The following is a 15,444-nucleotide window of genomic DNA, read 5'->3' as shown; positions in this document are numbered from 1 at the left end:
CAAGCCTGGAGCGTCCATCACGGTGCCGTTCCGTTGCGATAGTTGCGCAGGCTTTCGGCCGTGGGCGGCGGAGCGTGAATATCGAACTGGGTCCAGCCCTCGGCTTGATAGGACGTCCTGAGTTCATCGATATCGAGGGCTCCGCCTTTGCGCAGCGTCTCGGCCGTTTCGGCGCTTTTCTCGTCGGGCACTGTCGCGGACACCAAAGTCCGGCCGCGCCGAACGCCTTCGGCGTAGACATTGGCGTCGGCCGGGGCCACGCCGGCATCCGTCATCGCGCCGACCAGACTGCCTGCGGCACCGCCGACGACCGCTCCACCCGTCGCGCCGAGGACGGTGGAAGCGAGCCAACCGGCCGCGACGGCAGGACCTATGCCGGGAATGGTCAGCATGCCCAGACCTGCCAGCAGACCGCCGACGCCACCGACAGCCGCGCCCATGCCGGCCCCCGCTACGGCGTCATCGGCGACCGCATCCTCGTAGAAATTATCCGCATTGGAGGCAACCACGCTGATGTCGGCACCGGGAATGTTGATGTCCTCAAGGGCATGCACGGCCCGCGTGGCGTCATCATAGCGATCGTATAAGGCTGAAACCGTACGGGTCATGCGCTCCTCCTGCCTCTGCAAGCTCAATCATCGCCAACAGGCCCGGCGAAGCTTGCTCTCGGCATCCTTGCATCACCTTCCTCGCGAGCCGAGGAAGGGTGCCGGCCTCACTTGGGCGCCTGCTCCGGCACCTTCCCGGGAGGAATGACCGGGGTGGTTCCGGTATCGGGCGCCGGTTTTTCAATTTCCTCGTCGCCGGTCTTCGGTGGTGTCAACACGCCTTTGCAGCGTTCCATGTCCGGCGATGCCGTCTTTGGCCGGCGGTTGTCGCCGCCTTCTGCGTTGGCGCCATTTTCCGACTTGTCCTCGCTTTTTGACCGGTCGCGGGGGTTCGACTGGCAGGGATCGGCAGAACTTTTCGCGTTGGGATCATGGTCCGACGTCTGCGATACAGCCGGACTGTACAGCGCTATCCAGCACAGCGATGCTGCCAATAACAACCCGGTTCTGAAGGCGGTCCGGAAAGCGGTCCAAGCCACGAAATCAGACCACGCCGCGATATCAGAGCGTCGCATCGTCGGTTCTGCCTCCATCGGTATCCAGCTTGACGGCCCGTTCCATACGGCCAGGCAATTGACGACCGCCGACGGAAACACCGCCCGTTCCCTCGGCGGTTGCATCATCACGATGCATCCGAGCATTGCCGCTCGCCGGGCTTAGCGAGCCCGAGGCTTTCTCTGCCGGCTGAGTTGCTCGGTGTTCGAGCGGTTCATGGGTTCGAACTACCCATATCTCGCTTGGTTCCGGGCATGTTCGAAATCTCCTGCCCTGCGCCAGCGTATCGGAGGGTTCCAATCGAAATATGACTGGCCATTTATCAGCCGTTGACCGACTGTCGCGCCGACCTTTTATAGACCTACCCAGCCATGGAGATTGCCGTTGCCGTATGTCAAAGTCGAGATTGCGAAGGGTATCGCGTCCGTCGAGCAGAAGAAAGCCGTAATCAAAGGCATGACGGACGTGCTCGTGAAAGAGCTTGGCCGTGATCCTGAATACATCTTCGTGGTCATCGACGAGGTGGATACGGACAATTGGGGCCGCAAGGGACAGTCGCTCACGGAACTTTGGAGCCAGCGAAACCCGACCGGGTCCGAGAGCACCTGACAACCCTGGCCGGAGGGATGGCGCCCGAAGGCGCGAATCCCGGCTGTCCTTCTGCCTGGATCGCATATTTCAACCTCGTACCGGAAGGGTTGAGCAGGATTTCGCCTCCCCTTCCGGCACTTGGTTCAGGCGCGGCCTGGCTCCCTCATTTTCTCACCCATCGGCATAGGGTCCCCTGAGCCCGAGCTTTTCGGTCAGTGCGGCGTAGCGATTGCTCTCCCGCACGAGCGTGGCGCCATAGCGTTGCATCAGGGTCTCACGGCGGTCGGGGTCCGTGGTCGACGACAACGCTCCCCAGATTGCGGCGAGGGATTCCACGGCCTCGCGCGCCTGGCGCAAGGCCGTTTCATCGGCAACCGCGCGGGCGATCGTCCCCCTCGTCACCGCACCGATGCCGTTGACGGTCCTGGCACCCGCATTGCTGTAGCCGGCCGGCAGGTCACCCTTCAGATTGGTGACGACGCCGTATTGGATGACGTCGAAGATCTGGTCGACCGCCTGCTTGGCGCCCTCCACCCGGGAGGGATGGTCCGTATCGGCTGCGGCATGGGGCAGCAGCTCGAGCTTGCCCGGATGACGGCTTTCCAGCGCGCGATAGGGCACCATCGGGCCTGACAATGCGCCACTCTCCGGGTCGCGGAAGAGGTCGGCGTCGATGCAGGCATAGGCGACCTTGCCTCTTTCCAAAGCCGCATCGAGAGCCTCGGCATCGATGACTTCGCCGCGGTCGTAATTGATCAGCACGGCGCCGTCGGCAAGGCGATCGAGGATATCGATGCCGATCAGCGACTGGTTGGCGAAGCGGCCGGTCTCGGGATCGACCGGACCAAGGCCGGTGTGTACCGTGAGGACATGCGCGCCCTGCGCCGCCTCCTCAGCGGTGGCGGCGTATTCGAACCCTTCCGATTCGATCCACTCCCGGTGGCGCTCGCGAGCATGAATGGCGACCTGCATGCCGAAGGCGCTCGCCAGCTTGGCGAACTCGCGGCCGATATTGCCGTATCCGATGACCGCGACGCGACGGCCCTCCAGCTTCTCGGTCGGAAAGTCGCGCAGATGCTTGCCGGTGTCGAACGCGCCGGCAACGACACGCCGGTGCAGTTCCTCCACCTTGAGGTCGGGCATCACTTTGAGCAGCGCCTTGAAGGCCATCTGCGCGGTGGCCCGGCTGTTGAAGCTCGGCGTGTTCATCAGGGGCGCTTCGCCACCGACTCCACTGCCGCCGCCCCACGAAGCCGAGCCCATATTGCCGGTGCCGGCTCCGATGCGCACGCCACCGAGCGGAAATACCGAGTTCTTCGGCAGGAAAGTGGCGGCGGCGATGACGGCATCATACTGGCCCCGATCCGTCTGCGGCAGGATCTCCGCCTCGGTGCTGAGATCGGGTTGGTAGAAGAAATGGATGCGTCCCCTTTCCAGGGCCGCCTCGTCCTGGATGGCGCCGAGATGGAAGACACCGCCCTTGGCCTCGATATGGCGGCGCACCTCCTGATGGTCGGGCACGCCGTCGCCGTCGAAGCGCATGCCGATGAGATCGGCCACCAGCACCTTGTAGGCCCGGTTGGGATCGTCGCGCCTTACGCGATCGCCGCCGGCAGCGGCGCTTACCGGAAAAGTTTCGCCAAGCTTGGCGAGTTCTTCTTCCAGCACCACGATCTTGGCGCGCAGATAGGCATATTCGAGGTTGTCGAGCAGGGCATCGATGTCCTCCACCGGCCGGATACCACCGATCCAGGCGCGATAATCGCCCGGCGTGCCCGGGAAGGCGTTGACATAACGGGCAACGTCGAGGCCAGGCTCATGCTCGCCATTGGGATGGGTGATGCCCTCATAGGCCAGCAACTGCTTGGAGCGGGCGATGATGCGGGCATGAATGGCCGGGTCGGTGACATCGTCATCCCGGACGCGCAGCAGCGTCACGGCCGCGCCACGCCGCTCGGGATCGGTGACGCCGAGCTCGAACATCGGATGGCGTGCCACCCATGCATCGACGGCGGCGCGGTTGCGCACCGAGCGCTTGTAGAGATCCTGAACCGAACCGAGCCGCCGCTCCGACCGCAGGAGGCCGAAGGTCGTCTCGGCAAAGGCGAGGGTGGAATAGGTGTTGATCACGCCACCCAGCATCTTGTCCTGCGCCGGATCATAGATCGGCCCGACATTGACGGTGCGCTCGCCGGTAAGCGGGCGCTTGGGATCGACGGGCGCGACGATCTTGAGCTGGCGCGGGATCGCCCAGGACGGCGACTTCTGATTTCTTTCAACGAGATCGAGCGCCTGCGGCGTGAATGAAACGACGAAATAGCCCGAAATGCCGCCGATCGCCTTTTGAAACGGCATGAACATGCAGCATTTGGCAATGACGTTCTTCACCGCCTCCTCGCCCCAGGGCATGGCGCCGAGCATGGAGGTGGCATCGAGCACGGCATGGTGTTCGGCCGGGTTGCGGTCGAGCCATTCGAGGAGATTGGCGATATCTCCAGCCGTATAGGTGGTGGCGCCGGTGGTTTCGTGGCCGACGCCGATGAAGAGCTTGACGCCCATCTCTTCGAGGGCATCGGCGCTGGGAATTGCTCCCTCCTCCTCGGCGAAATGCACGCGGCTCTCATCGCCGTTATGGGCATAGCGGTGCATCTCGATGAGCTGCGCACCCCAGGATTGGCGGAAGAAGCCCCCGGCCTTGGCGGCTTCCGATTCCGGCCGAAGCGTGTCGACATAGACATGCTGGGTCGGGTCGTTGGCGGTGACGAGATGGAGGGCACAAACCGTGAAGCCGCTATGTCCCCCGCCCAGGCCCACGGCCATCTTGTTGGCCTTGGGGAACTCGAAATAGCGGTGGATCTCCCGCATCATGTCGAGCAGGAATTTATCCGCCGGATAGCCCCGGTGCATGCTCCGACCGACTTCGGCGGTGGTGAAGGGGCCGAGATCGGCACCGCGGTCGTCGAGCTTGCGGTAATTCTTCTCGAGCCAGTTGTCGAACTCGAAGCGCAGCAGGCGCGCGTCGGCCTCGTCCGCAGTGCCATCGGTAATCGGCCCGACGCCGAAAAACGGATTGGACGTCCGTGCTGGCACCCCGGACCGAGTGGCCTGGAGGGCCGACTCTCTCTGGGCCTTCAACGTCTGTATATTCGCCATGAGCCGGCATCTCCTGTTGCGGGTAAAAGAGACTTCCACAGCGCGGCTATAATCGCCCCAGCGCGACCGCGATATCGCAGAGCCGTCATGGACGTGCCGATGCAAGGCGATATTTGGTCGGCGACACGCCGAAGGCCTTCTTGAAGAACGTGACTTTTGTCATTGCCGGGCTTGACCCGGCATCCCGTTCGACTCCCCTTGCGCGCGGGGTGGCTTTGATAGCCGGCCCAGGCCTGGCTATGACAAATTCGGCGTGCTCTTCTCGTTAAAGCGCGGTCCGGGGGAGCCGTCGCGTCTGGCTCCGAGCTGGGGGGTGCTTAGCCGAACAGTGACGCCAGGACGTAAACCAGCGCCGAAATGATGGCCGCGGCCGGAAGCGTCACCACCCAGGCGACGACGATGTTGCTGGCCAGCCCCCAGCGCACGGCCGAGACCCGGCGAGCCGCGCCGACGCCGACAATGGCGCCCGTGATCGTATGCGTGGTCGACACCGGAATGCCCAGCCAGGTCGCGCCGAAAAGGGTCAAGGCACCGCCGGTTTCCGCGCAGAACCCCTGCATCGGATTGAGCCGGGTGATCTTCGATCCCATCGTGTGCACGATCCGCCAGCCGCCGGCCAACGTCCCGAGCGCCATCGCCGCCTGACAGGATAAGACGACCCAGAACGGCACATAGAAGCTGGAACCGAGATAGCCTTGCGAAAACAGCAGCACAGCGATGATGCCCATCGTCTTCTGGGCGTCATTGCCGCCATGCCCCAGCGAATACAGCGAGGCGGAGACGAATTGGAGGACGCGGAAGGTACGATCGACGGCGAAAGGCGTTTGCCGGACGAAGATCCAGGACACGGCCAGAATCAGCACCAGAGCGAGGAAAAAGCCGATCGCCGGCGACAGGAAGATGGCCGCGACCGTCTTGGCAAGGCCTGAGAACACGATGGCGCTTCCGCCCGTCTTGGCGAGGCCTGCGCCTACAAGGCCACCGACGAGGGCGTGCGAGGAGCTCGAGGGAATACCGAGCAGCCATGTGAGCACATTCCACACGATCGCACCCATCAGCGCGGCAAAGATCACCGCCGGCGTCACGATGCCGGGATCGATGATGCCGGTACCAAGCGTCTCGGCCACGTGCAGGCCAAAGAAAAGGAAGGCGATGAAATTGAAGAATGCCGCCCAGAACACGGCATATTGCGGCCTCAGCACGCGTGTCGAAACGATGGTGGCGATCGAATTGGCCGCATCGTGCAGGCCATTGAGAAAATCGAAAATGAGCCCGACGACGATCAGTCCGACCAGGAGCGGCAGAGCGAGAGCTGTTTCCATCAGACGTTCTCGATGACGATGCCGCTGATCTCGTTGGCAACATCCTCGAAGCGGTCGACGACCTTCTCCAGTTCGCCATAGATTTCGCTGCCGATGAGATAGGCCATGGCATTGTTGGTGCCATTGAGGCGGAAAAGGTTCTTCAGCCCCTCTTCGAAGAGCTCGTCCGATTTGTCCTCGACCCGCGTGACCTCTTCGGCAAGCGCGCTGAGCCGTGCCGAATTCGGCCCGATCTGTGCGAGCAACGGGATCGCTTCGGCCACCAGATGCGCAGCCTCCGCGATCAGCACACCCATCTCCCGCATGCCAGGCTCGAAGGCGTGCTGTTCGAAGCGCCGAATGGTCTTCACCGTCTTGTTGAGCATATCGATCGCATCATCCATGGACTGGATCAGGTCCTTGATGTCACCGCGATCGAACGGCGTTATGAAACTGCGGCGGGTTGCTAGCAGCACTTCGCGGGTGATTTCGTCAGCTTCGCCTTCGAGTTCGACGATGCGGCTGCAGTGCGCTTCGATGTCGCCCTCGCCTGCCAGCATTGCCTTCATCGCCTCCGCCGCGCCGACGACCGTCTTCGAATGGCGCTCGAACAAGTGAAAGAACTTGTCTTCGCGCGGCAGAAGCTTCTTGAACCAGCTGAGCATGCATCGACTCCGGCTGCAGACCTGTCACATAACGGTCATAGATGAAAACCGTTGCGCGTAAAGGTCTGGTCGAGAATGACCTCCACCGGGCGGTGGCCGCTTCGATCCTGCACCAGGCGGCGATGCGGCCATGTTCGAGTGATGCGCACATCCGTTCGCTCGCCGGTTCACCTCACGACGCAACACGCCACTGAATCGGATTGACCCGGCCCAGTTTTGCATCCGCTTCGCATCGAAGGTGAACGAAGTCCCCAGGAGGGGAGTGCCGGCATTCACGGGAGATACAGGCATGGCGCCTCCCGGCCGACGCGCCCGTTCGATTGATGTATTAAACATCAACAATAACTGTTGATATAGTCATACATATGCACTAAGCTGAAAATCATATATAAATTATGGCACTCAGTGAGCCTGAGGTAATGATCACTGCAGCGCAATTGCGGGCAGCCCGTGCCCTTCTCGGCATCGACCAGAGAAAGCTGGCCGCGCTCTCGGACCTTTCCGTGCCGACGATCCAACGCATGGAAGCGCGCTCGGGCCTCATCAGAGGCAATGTCGACTCCTTGATGAAGCTCGTGGAGGCCCTGTCGACGGCCGGTGTCGAACTGATCGGCGAGGACAGCGTCAGTCCGGCAGGCGGACGAGGCGTGCGCCTGAAGCCATCCGCCCCCAAGGTTCCGAACGCCGCCGGCACGAACGGAATGGAGGGGTGAAGCCATGATGCTTGCCCTCGCTTTGGGGTGTGTCGCGGCCCTGTTGGCCATTGCACTCGCGGCGCTTGCGGCGATCCGACTCTCGCGCGCAACGTCTCTTACCTATGCTGCGAGCCTGGGCGCGTCCCTGATGCTGCTCGCCACAGCCTTGGTCCAATTGCTCGGCCGCCTCCCCGCAGCGGATCTGCGGTTGCCGCTCGGCCTGCCCTGGATCGGCGCGAATTTTCACCTCGACGCGCTGAGTGCCTTCTTCCTTGCCATCGTCAATCTCGGTGCTGCCGCTGCAAGCCTCTACGCGCTGGGCTATGGGAAGCACGAGCACGATCAGGCCCGCGTATTGCCGTTCTACCCGGCTTTCCTGGCCGGCATGAACGCCGTCATCCTTGCGGCGGATGCCTTCGCCTTCCTGTTTTCCTGGGAAATGATGTCACTGGCCTCCTGGGCGCTGGTGCTCGCGCATCATCGTGAGGAGGACAACCTCAAGGCCGGCTATGTCTATATCGTGATGGCGAGTTTCGGTTCGCTGGTCCTGCTGCTGGCCTTCGGCCTCTTGGCCGGCAGCCAGGGGGGGTACGCTTTCGACCAAATACGCCATCACGTCCCGGCAGGGGCGGTGACCGCGACGGTGCTCGCTCTGGCGACGCTCGGCGCCGGCTCGAAGGCCGGCCTGGTACCTCTCCATGTCTGGTTGCCCCTCGCCCACCCGGCAGCGCCGAGCCATGTCTCGGCCCTCATGAGCGGGGTGATGACCAAGGTTGCGATCTATGCCTTCATCCGCATCGTGTTCGACCTGTTGGGCCCGCCGGATTGGTGGTGGAGCGTCCCGATCCTGGCCGCTGCCGGTGCCTCGGCGGTCCTCGGTATTCTCCAGGCCCTGATGCAGACCGATCTCAAGCGGCTGCTCGCCTATAGTACGATCGAAAATGTCGGGCTGATATTCGCCGGCCTCGGCCTGGCACTGGCTTTTCAGGCCAATGGCCTTCATGCGGCCGCCGCATTGGCCATGACGGCCGCCTTGTTCCACATCCTCAACCACACGCTGTTCAAGAGCGTGCTGTTCTTCGGCGCCGGCGCCGTCCTGACCGCAACCGGGCAGCGCGACCTCAACGCATTGGGCGGGCTCATTCACCGTATGCCTGTGACAAGCGTCGTCGTACTGGTCGCCTGTGTCGCCATCTCGGCCCTGCCTCCGTTGAACGGCTTTGCCTCCGAATGGCTGACGTTTCAGGCCATCCTGCTCAGCCCGCAGATCCCCCAATGGGGCCTCAAGCTGCTGGTTCCGGCCGTCGGAGCCCTGCTCGCCTTGTCGGCAGCCCTGGCGGCTGCCTGCTTCGTCCGCACCTTCGGCACGATTTTCCTGGGACGCCCCCGCACGCTCGCGGCACAGGAAGCCCGCGAGATCGATCGCTGGTCGCAAAGCGCGATGATCGTGCTCGCCAGCCTGTGCCTGCTTGCGGGAGTTCTTCCGGGCCTCGTCATCGATGGTATCGCACCGGCCGTCTTCTATGCGGTTCAGGCCCGCATGCCGGCACAGGCCGGCGTCGATTGGCTCACCATCATACCGGTCGCCGCCAGCCGCAGTTCCTACAATGGCCTGCTCGTCTTCGTCTTCATCACCTTTTCGGCGTCATTGTCGGCCTATGCCATCCACCGTCTGGCGTCGCGGGCCGTAAGGCGGGGTCCCGCCTGGGATTGCGGCTTTCCCGACGCCAGCCCGATCACGCAGTACAGCGCCACCAGCTTTTCCCAGCCGATCCGCCGCGTCTACGGCGCCACGCTGTTCCGCGCGCGCGAAAGCGTGGACATGCCCAGGCCCGGCGACCAGCGGCCGGCCGGTCTTCTGGTGAGTCTGCGGGATCTCGTCTGGGATGGGATCTATGGACCATTGGCCAGGGCCGTCCTGCTTGCCGCGGATCGGCTCGACCGCCTGCAATATCTCACCATCCGGCAGTATCTGAGCCTGGTCTTCCTCCTGCTTGTCTTCCTGCTCGTGGTGCTGGCGTCATGGCCGTGATCGAAAGCCTGGCCATCCAGGCCGTGCAGATGTTGCTCGTGCTCTGCCTGGCACCGCTGGTGACCGGCCTGGTCCGGCGGATCAAGGCTCATCTGCTGCGCCGGCGTGGTCCTTCGCCGCTCCAGCCATACCGCGACCTTCTACGCCTCCTGCGCAAGGAGGTGGTGTTGGCCGACAATGCCTCCTGGCTCTTTCGCGTCACGCCTTATGCGATCTTCGCCGCGACATGGGTAGCCGCCGCTCTCGTGCCGACCTTTGCCACCGGATTGCAATTCAGCTGGTCGGCCGACCTCATCGTCGTGATCGCGCTTCTGGGCAGCGCCCGCTTCTTTCTGGCGTTGGCCGGCATGGATATCGGCACGAGTTTCGGCGGCATCGGTGCCAGCCGCGAAATGATGATCGCCACGCTGGCCGAACCGGCGATGATCATGATCGTCTTCTCCGTCGCCCTCCTGGCCGGCTCGACCCAGCTTTCCTATCTCGCCGGCTTCATGGTCTCGGTCGGGCTGAGGGTATCGCTTGCGCTCGCCCTGATCGCGTTGGTGATGGTGGCCATTGCCGAGAACGGGCGGATCCCCATCGACAATCCTGCCACCCATCTCGAACTGACAATGGTGCATGAGGCGATGGTGCTGGAATATTCCGGACGCCACCTTGCGCTGATCGAGCTGTCGGCCTCGCTCAAGCTCGTGCTCTATGTCTCGCTGATCGGCTGCGTCTTCGCCCCGTGGTGGCTGGCCCCCGCCGGCGCGTCCGCCGGCGCCTATTTGATCGGCGCCGCCGTTTACTTCGTCAAGCTCCTGCTCGCCGCCGCCCTCCTCGCCGTTTTCGAGACGATGGTCGCCAAAATGCGGGTCTTCCGCGTCCCCGATTTTCTCGGCGCAGCCTTGATGCTCAGCCTGCTGGGCGCGCTTCTTCTCTTCGTGTCGAGGAGTTTGTGACATGGACGGGCTCGCCTTCGACATAGCCCATGTGCTGGCCGGCGGCCTGGTGCTGGTGAGCTTCATGATGCTCTACCAGAACCGCCTCTACGCCCTGCTCAACATCTTTGCACTGCAGGCGGTGGTGCTGTCCCTGTCCGTGGCCTGGCAAGCCTGGGTTCAAGGCGCGACGCACCTTTACGTCACCGCGGTCATCGCCCTCGTCTTCAAGGCGATCATCATTCCCGTCGCCTTGCATCGCATCATCGGCCGCCTTGGGATTCACCGGGAAGTCGAGACAGTGGTCGGCGTGGGTTTGACCATGCTCGCCGGCATCGGCCTGGTAGCCCTGTCCATGGTGATCATGCTGCGCGTCACGGCCGGCGCCGATCCTCTGGCGCGCGAGGACCTTTCCTTCGCCCTTTCGGTCGTCCTGCTCGGCTTTCTCATGATGGTGACACGCCGCAATGCCGTCAGCCAGGTGGTGGGCTTCATGTCGATCGAGAACGGGCTGATCCTCGCAGGAACAGGGGCAAAGGGCATGCCCCTGGTGGTGGAGATCAGCGTCGCCTTTTCGGTGCTGATCGCCCTTTTTGTCATCGGCATCTTCCTGTTTCGCATCAGCGAGCGCTTCGACACCGTGGATTCCAAGGCTCTCGATCGCTTCCAGGGAGAACGCCAATGAGCGGCCTTGCCCTGGACGGTTCGACATCGATCCTGATCATTCCGATATTGGCCGCCCTGCTCATGGCGGTCCTGCCGGATTTCCGGCTGTCGGCCAGGCTGAATGCGCTTTCCGCTTTCCTGACCCTGGCGGCCGCCTTCTCTCTCTTGTTCTACAGGCCGGAGCCAGGCTCCTTCATCGTGGTCGACGATCTCAATATCGTCTTCCTTCTCCTCAACACCTTCGTGGCCTTCACCACCAGCGTGTTCAGCGCCAGCTATATCGGCCATGAGCTGGAAATCGGCAGGCTGACTCCCTCGCATCTGCGCTTCTATCACGCGATGTACCAGGTCCTGCTGTTTGCCATGAACCTCGCTTTGCTGGCCAACAATATCGGCCTCATCTGGGTCGCCATCGAGGTCGCCACGCTGACCACCGTCCTGATGGTTGGGATCTACCAGACCCAGGAGGCGATCGAGGCCGCCTGGAAATATTTCATTCTCGGCAGCGTCGGTATTGCGCTGGCCCTCTTCGGCACCATCCTGGTCTATATGGCAGCCCGCCCCATCGTCGGCGAAGGCGTGGACGGCATGGTCTGGACGGTGCTGCTCCGGCACGCCGCCGATTTCGATCCCGCCCTGCTCAATCTCGCCTTCATCTTCCTGCTGCTGGGCTACGGTACCAAGGCGGGCCTGGTGCCCCTGCATGCGTGGCTGCCCGACGCGCATGCCGAAGGGCCGACGCCGATTTCGGCCGTGCTCTCCGGCCTGCTGCTCAATGTCGCCCTCTATGCGGTGCTGCGTTTCAAGCTCCTGCTCGCCGCCAACCCCATGGCCATCGCGCCCGGGCCTATGCTCGTGACCATGGGCCTCGTTTCGCTCGTCTTCGCCGGCTTCATGCTCTATCGGCGCCGCGACATGAAGCGCATGTTCGCCTTCTCCTCCATCGAGCACATGGGCATCATCGCCTTTGCCTTCGGCATGGGAGGCCCGCTCGCCAATTTTGCCGGCCTGCTGCACATGACCATGCACAGCCTGACCAAGTCGGCGATCTTCTTTGCCGTCGGCCATGTCGCTCAGGCCAAGAGCACCCAGAAGATGGCCGAAATCGGCGGCCTCACCCAAAGCCACCCGCCGCTCGGCTGGGGACTGGTCCTGGGCGTGCTCGCCATCGCCGGCCTGCCGCCCTTTGGGGTCTTCATGAGCGAATTCCTCATCGTGAGCGCCACGTTCGGGCGGCAGCCTCTGCTGGCCCTGGCGCTGGTGATCGGATTGCTGGTCGCCTTCGGTGCCCTGATCCTGCGCATGCAGGGGCTCGCCTTCGGTGCCCCGAAAGGAACGATGGCGCCGGTCAAGGCATCCTATGTCCCCCTGGCGCTCCATCTGGCCCTGGTCCTGATCGCAGGCTTCTATCTGCCTGCCCCGCTGGTCGCCTGGTTCCAGCATGTCGCGAACATGCTTGGATAGGACGTAAGCCATGGCAAAGCTCTTAGACCTGCTGACCCGCAATTCCACGCCTGAAGCGCGTCTTTCCTGGCCCCATATCACGGCTGACGATACCCTGTGGCAGGACCTGACCGAACAACTGCGGGAAGGCGCCGTCACGCTCCTGGGCCTCTGGGGCGACAATCGGGAAAGTGGCGCGGTCGTTCGCGTCGCGGTGGTCGATGAAGCGCGGCGGATCGGGGCGGTGGTCACCCACGAATGCCCCGGTGGCCAATACCCGGCCTTGAGCAAGGCTCACCCGCCGGCGATGCGCCTCGAGCGCACCGTGCACGATCTTTTCGGGCTGTTGCCGATCGGACTGCCGGATACGAGGCCATGGCTCGACCACGGAATGTGGCCGGTGCGGCACCCGCTCGGCGATCGGACACCGTCCCCCGGGTCGGCCCCGCCCTATCCATTCCTGGGCGCGCAGGGCGAAGGCCTGCACCAGATCCCCGTCGGTCCGGTCCATGCCGGCGTGATCGAGCCGGGTCATTTTCGGTTCACGGCCGGCGGCGAAACGGTCGTCCGGCTCGAGGAACGGCTCGGCTACACCCACAAGGGCGTGGAAGGGCTGATGATCGGCGCCGATCTCAAGCGCGCTGCCCAGTTGGCTGGTCGCGTGTCAGGCGACAGCACCGTCGCCTATGCCCTGGCCTTCTCCCGTGCTGTCGAAGCGGTCCATGACGTCACGGTGCCGGCTCGCGCCGTGTGGCTGCGGGCCCTGATGGCGGAACTCGAACGGCTCGCCAATCATTTCGGCGACATCGGCGCCATCTGCAACGACGCAGCGTTCGCCTTGATGCACGCCCATTGCGGCGTGCTGCGGGAACGCGTCCTGCGTACCGCGATGAACTGCTTCGGACACCGCCTGATGATGGACCGCATCATTCCCGGCGGCGTCGCCAACGACCTCAGCGGCGATGGAGAGGTCGCGCTGAGCGGTCTCCTGGCCGAAATTCGCCGCGGCTTTCCAGCCCTGGTGGAGCTCTATGACAACACCGCCTCGCTGCAGGACCGGACGGTGGGAACCGGAATCGTCGATCCGGCATTGGCGCGCCAATATGGATGCGGCGGTTTCATCGGCCGGGCATCGGGGCGAAGTTTCGATACGCGTCGTGTCCTGCCCTATCCACCTTATGACGAACTGCGGTTCGAAATACCCGTCCTTTCCGATGGCGACGTCAACGCCCGGGTCTGGATCCGGATCAGGGAGGTCGAGCAGAGCCTGTCGCTGATCGACCAGATCCTCGAGCGCCTGCCCTCAGGCCCCGTCCGTGTCGAGCCGTCCCGGGCAAGAGCCGGCGAGGCGATCGCCTTGGTGGAAGGCTTTCGCGGCGACATTCTGGTCTGGGTCAGTCTCGACGGGCAAGGACTGGTCCGCCGCTGCCATCTGCGCGATCCGTCCTGGTTCCAGTGGCCCCTGCTCGAAGCGGCGATCGACGGCAATATCGTGGCCGATTTTCCGCTCTGCAACAAATCCTTCAACTGTTCCTATTCCGGACACGACCTGTGAGGTTCCGGCCATGAGACGTCTGCTGTTCGATACGCTGCGCAAGGCCCCGCTCACAGAGCCGCCGCCCTCACCGCACGATCCGGAAATCGCCGGCCTCATCGCTCAACTGGGCCGGTCCGCCCAGGCGCGGCTCGGCCGCAGCCTCGCCATCCGCGAGGTCGATGCCGGCTCCTGCAATGGCTGCGAGCTCGAGATCAACGCTCTCGGCAACGCATTCTATGATTTCGAGCGGTTCGGCTTGCACCTCGTGGCCTCCCCACGCCATGCCGACGTGCTCCTGGTTACAGGGCCTGTGACGCTGAACATGCGCCAGGCGTTGCAGAGGACCTATGAGGCAATGCCCTCGCCGAAATGGGTCGTCGCTGCCGGCGGATGCGCGCTCGACGGCGGCCTGTTCGCGGGCAGCTATGCCTGCGCGAAGGGGGTATCCGACATCATACCCGTCGATCTCCATATTCCCGGCTGTCCGCCCAGCCCCACCGCACTGCTCAAAGGCCTTCTGGCACTTTTGAGCCGAACGCAGATGTAGCCGGCACAGTCACGCGAGGGGCGTTGCGCGCCCTCGCCAGCACACCGAATGAACAGCCTCTTCGTCACGATCGAGGTTGCTCGACCGATATTTGATGGAGTGATCATGACCAACACCGATGAAGACTATATCTATGACGAGGCGACCGGCGAATGGCTGCCAGCCTCGCAAGTAAAGGCCACCGCCGATGCCGACCAAAAAATGGTTCGAGATTCGGCCGGCAATATCCTTGCCGACGGCGACGCGGTTACCCTCATCAAGGACCTCAAGGTCAAGGGAACCAGCCTCACCCTGAAGCAGGGGACCGTGATCAGATCGATCCGCCTCACCGACAATGATGAGGAGATCGACTGCCGCTATGAAGGGATCAAGGGTCTGGTCCTACGCACGGAATTCGTGCGCAAGCGTTGACGGCCCGCGGCGTCCTCCCGAGGGCAGCCGCATCCCAATGTCAACAGCCGGGCTGGAAGGAGGCCATCGTCGCGATGCCGATCTCGCGTCGGCATGCAGCGGCTTGATCCAGATCAATGCCGAGGGACCGAGTTCATGCCCTCTATGCAGGAACGGGATGACGACGCGGCACATGGAAAAAACCGATAATTTGGTGCGAAGATGTAACGAGATGATCGCGGAAGGGTTGGATTTCCCCACGATATGGGAGACCTATCTGAGGCGCCACGCTGCCGTGATCGGCCCCCCCATCCAAGGGTATCGGGACAGTGAACCCATCCTGACCATCCCTCTGTTTTATCGACAGACTTTGGTTTTTCCCTCAACGAAAGGCCGGTTCG

General features: G+C 63.3%; 14 protein-coding genes. 9 read left to right on the top strand and 5 right to left on the bottom strand.

Annotation, left to right across the window (positions count from 1 at the left end):
- Positions 1 to 17: 17 nt before the first annotated feature.
- Complete coding sequence (locus tag C5L14_RS00705) at positions 18 to 608, bottom strand: general stress protein (RefSeq protein ID WP_181160947.1); 591 nt, start codon at positions 606 to 608, stop codon at positions 18 to 20.
- Positions 609 to 715: 107 nt separating this feature from the next.
- Entirely contained in the window at positions 716 to 1,231 is a 516-nt protein-coding gene (locus tag C5L14_RS29870; RefSeq protein ID WP_146126799.1) for a hypothetical protein, read from the bottom strand.
- A 256-nt stretch (positions 1,232 to 1,487) separates the two neighbouring features.
- Between C5L14_RS29870 and C5L14_RS00695 the strand changes: the two genes are divergently transcribed.
- Positions 1,488 to 1,712, top strand: coding sequence for a tautomerase family protein (locus tag C5L14_RS00695; protein WP_105860113.1), 225 nt, complete (start codon positions 1,488 to 1,490; stop codon positions 1,710 to 1,712).
- A gap of 153 nt (positions 1,713 to 1,865) precedes the next feature.
- On the opposite strand, the gene C5L14_RS00690 is transcribed toward C5L14_RS00695, so the two are convergent.
- From C5L14_RS00690 to C5L14_RS00680, 3 genes are all read right to left on the bottom strand, one after another.
- Entirely contained in the window at positions 1,866 to 4,847 is a 2,982-nt protein-coding gene (locus tag C5L14_RS00690) for an NAD(P)-dependent oxidoreductase (protein WP_105860112.1), read from the bottom strand.
- Between the two features lie 317 nt (positions 4,848 to 5,164).
- Positions 5,165 to 6,169 carry an inorganic phosphate transporter gene (locus C5L14_RS00685; protein ID WP_105860111.1) on the bottom strand — a complete coding sequence of 335 codons (1,005 nt, stop codon included), beginning with the start codon at positions 6,167 to 6,169 and terminating at the stop codon, positions 5,165 to 5,167.
- Positions 6,169 to 6,813, bottom strand: a complete 645-nt coding sequence (locus tag C5L14_RS00680) for a DUF47 family protein (protein ID WP_105860110.1) — start codon at positions 6,811 to 6,813, stop codon at positions 6,169 to 6,171. The genes C5L14_RS00685 and C5L14_RS00680 overlap by 1 nt, the downstream gene beginning before the upstream one ends.
- Positions 6,814 to 7,232: 419 nt before the next feature.
- Here C5L14_RS00680 and C5L14_RS00675 point away from each other — a divergent pair, with 419 nt between their 5' ends.
- The 8 genes from C5L14_RS00675 (at position 7,233) to C5L14_RS00640 (ending at position 15,064) form a co-directional block, all read left to right on the top strand.
- Positions 7,233 to 7,526: a helix-turn-helix domain-containing protein gene (locus C5L14_RS00675; protein WP_105860109.1), complete on the top strand. Its 294-nt coding sequence runs from the start codon at positions 7,233 to 7,235 to the stop codon at positions 7,524 to 7,526.
- Between the two features lie 4 nt (positions 7,527 to 7,530).
- On the top strand, positions 7,531 to 9,540 hold the full coding sequence (gene hyfB / locus C5L14_RS00670) for a hydrogenase 4 subunit B (protein ID WP_105860108.1): 2,010 nt from the start codon (positions 7,531 to 7,533) through the stop codon (positions 9,538 to 9,540).
- The gene (locus tag C5L14_RS00665; RefSeq protein WP_105860107.1) at positions 9,531 to 10,481 is read left to right on the top strand and encodes a respiratory chain complex I subunit 1 family protein; all 951 of its coding nucleotides are present in this window, start codon (positions 9,531 to 9,533) and stop codon (positions 10,479 to 10,481) included. The genes hyfB and C5L14_RS00665 overlap by 10 nt, the downstream gene beginning before the upstream one ends.
- Before the next feature lies 1 nt (position 10,482).
- Positions 10,483 to 11,145, top strand: coding sequence for a hydrogenase-4 component E (locus C5L14_RS00660; RefSeq protein WP_105860106.1), 663 nt, complete (start codon positions 10,483 to 10,485; stop codon positions 11,143 to 11,145).
- Positions 11,142 to 12,590 carry a hydrogenase 4 subunit F gene (locus C5L14_RS00655; RefSeq protein ID WP_105860105.1) on the top strand — a complete coding sequence of 483 codons (1,449 nt, stop codon included), beginning with the start codon at positions 11,142 to 11,144 and terminating at the stop codon, positions 12,588 to 12,590. The genes C5L14_RS00660 and C5L14_RS00655 overlap by 4 nt, the downstream gene beginning before the upstream one ends.
- 10 nt (positions 12,591 to 12,600) lie before the next feature.
- Entirely contained in the window at positions 12,601 to 14,124 is a 1,524-nt protein-coding gene (locus C5L14_RS00650) for an NADH-quinone oxidoreductase subunit C (RefSeq protein WP_105860104.1), read from the top strand.
- Between the two features lie 10 nt (positions 14,125 to 14,134).
- On the top strand, positions 14,135 to 14,653 hold the full coding sequence (locus C5L14_RS00645) for an NADH-quinone oxidoreductase subunit B family protein (RefSeq protein WP_105860103.1): 519 nt from the start codon (positions 14,135 to 14,137) through the stop codon (positions 14,651 to 14,653).
- A gap of 105 nt (positions 14,654 to 14,758) precedes the next feature.
- Complete coding sequence (locus C5L14_RS00640) at positions 14,759 to 15,064, top strand: zinc ribbon domain-containing protein YjdM (protein ID WP_105860627.1); 306 nt, start codon at positions 14,759 to 14,761, stop codon at positions 15,062 to 15,064.
- The last annotated feature ends 380 nt before the right edge of the window (positions 15,065 to 15,444 follow it).

The organism is Labrys okinawensis (genome assembly GCF_002982075.1).
GTDB classification, from domain to species: Bacteria; Pseudomonadota; Alphaproteobacteria; order Rhizobiales; family Labraceae; genus Labrys; species Labrys okinawensis_A.
This window is presented reverse-complemented; position numbering and strand designations above follow the sequence as displayed.

What these genes read in the sequence shown, in the direction of transcription:
- C5L14_RS00705 (WP_181160947.1), bottom strand. Translation starts at nt 608, where the DNA reads ATGACCCGTACGGTTTCAGCCTTATACGATCGCTATGATGACGCCACG.
- C5L14_RS29870 (WP_146126799.1), bottom strand. Translation starts at nt 1,231, where the DNA reads ATGATGCAACCGCCGAGGGAACGGGCGGTGTTTCCGTCGGCGGTCGTC.
- C5L14_RS00690 (WP_105860112.1), bottom strand. Translation starts at nt 4,847, where the DNA reads ATGGCGAATATACAGACGTTGAAGGCCCAGAGAGAGTCGGCCCTCCAG.
- C5L14_RS00685 (WP_105860111.1), bottom strand. Translation starts at nt 6,169, where the DNA reads ATGGAAACAGCTCTCGCTCTGCCGCTCCTGGTCGGACTGATCGTCGTC.
- C5L14_RS00680 (WP_105860110.1), bottom strand. Translation starts at nt 6,813, where the DNA reads ATGCTCAGCTGGTTCAAGAAGCTTCTGCCGCGCGAAGACAAGTTCTTT.
- C5L14_RS00675 (WP_105860109.1), top strand. Translation starts at nt 7,233, where the DNA reads ATGATCACTGCAGCGCAATTGCGGGCAGCCCGTGCCCTTCTCGGCATC.
- hyfB (WP_105860108.1), top strand. Translation starts at nt 7,531, where the DNA reads ATGATGCTTGCCCTCGCTTTGGGGTGTGTCGCGGCCCTGTTGGCCATT.
- C5L14_RS00665 (WP_105860107.1), top strand. Translation starts at nt 9,531, where the DNA reads ATGGCCGTGATCGAAAGCCTGGCCATCCAGGCCGTGCAGATGTTGCTC.
- C5L14_RS00660 (WP_105860106.1), top strand. Translation starts at nt 10,483, where the DNA reads ATGGACGGGCTCGCCTTCGACATAGCCCATGTGCTGGCCGGCGGCCTG.
- C5L14_RS00655 (WP_105860105.1), top strand. Translation starts at nt 11,142, where the DNA reads ATGAGCGGCCTTGCCCTGGACGGTTCGACATCGATCCTGATCATTCCG.
- C5L14_RS00650 (WP_105860104.1), top strand. Translation starts at nt 12,601, where the DNA reads ATGGCAAAGCTCTTAGACCTGCTGACCCGCAATTCCACGCCTGAAGCG.
- C5L14_RS00645 (WP_105860103.1), top strand. Translation starts at nt 14,135, where the DNA reads ATGAGACGTCTGCTGTTCGATACGCTGCGCAAGGCCCCGCTCACAGAG.
- C5L14_RS00640 (WP_105860627.1), top strand. Translation starts at nt 14,759, where the DNA reads ATGACCAACACCGATGAAGACTATATCTATGACGAGGCGACCGGCGAA.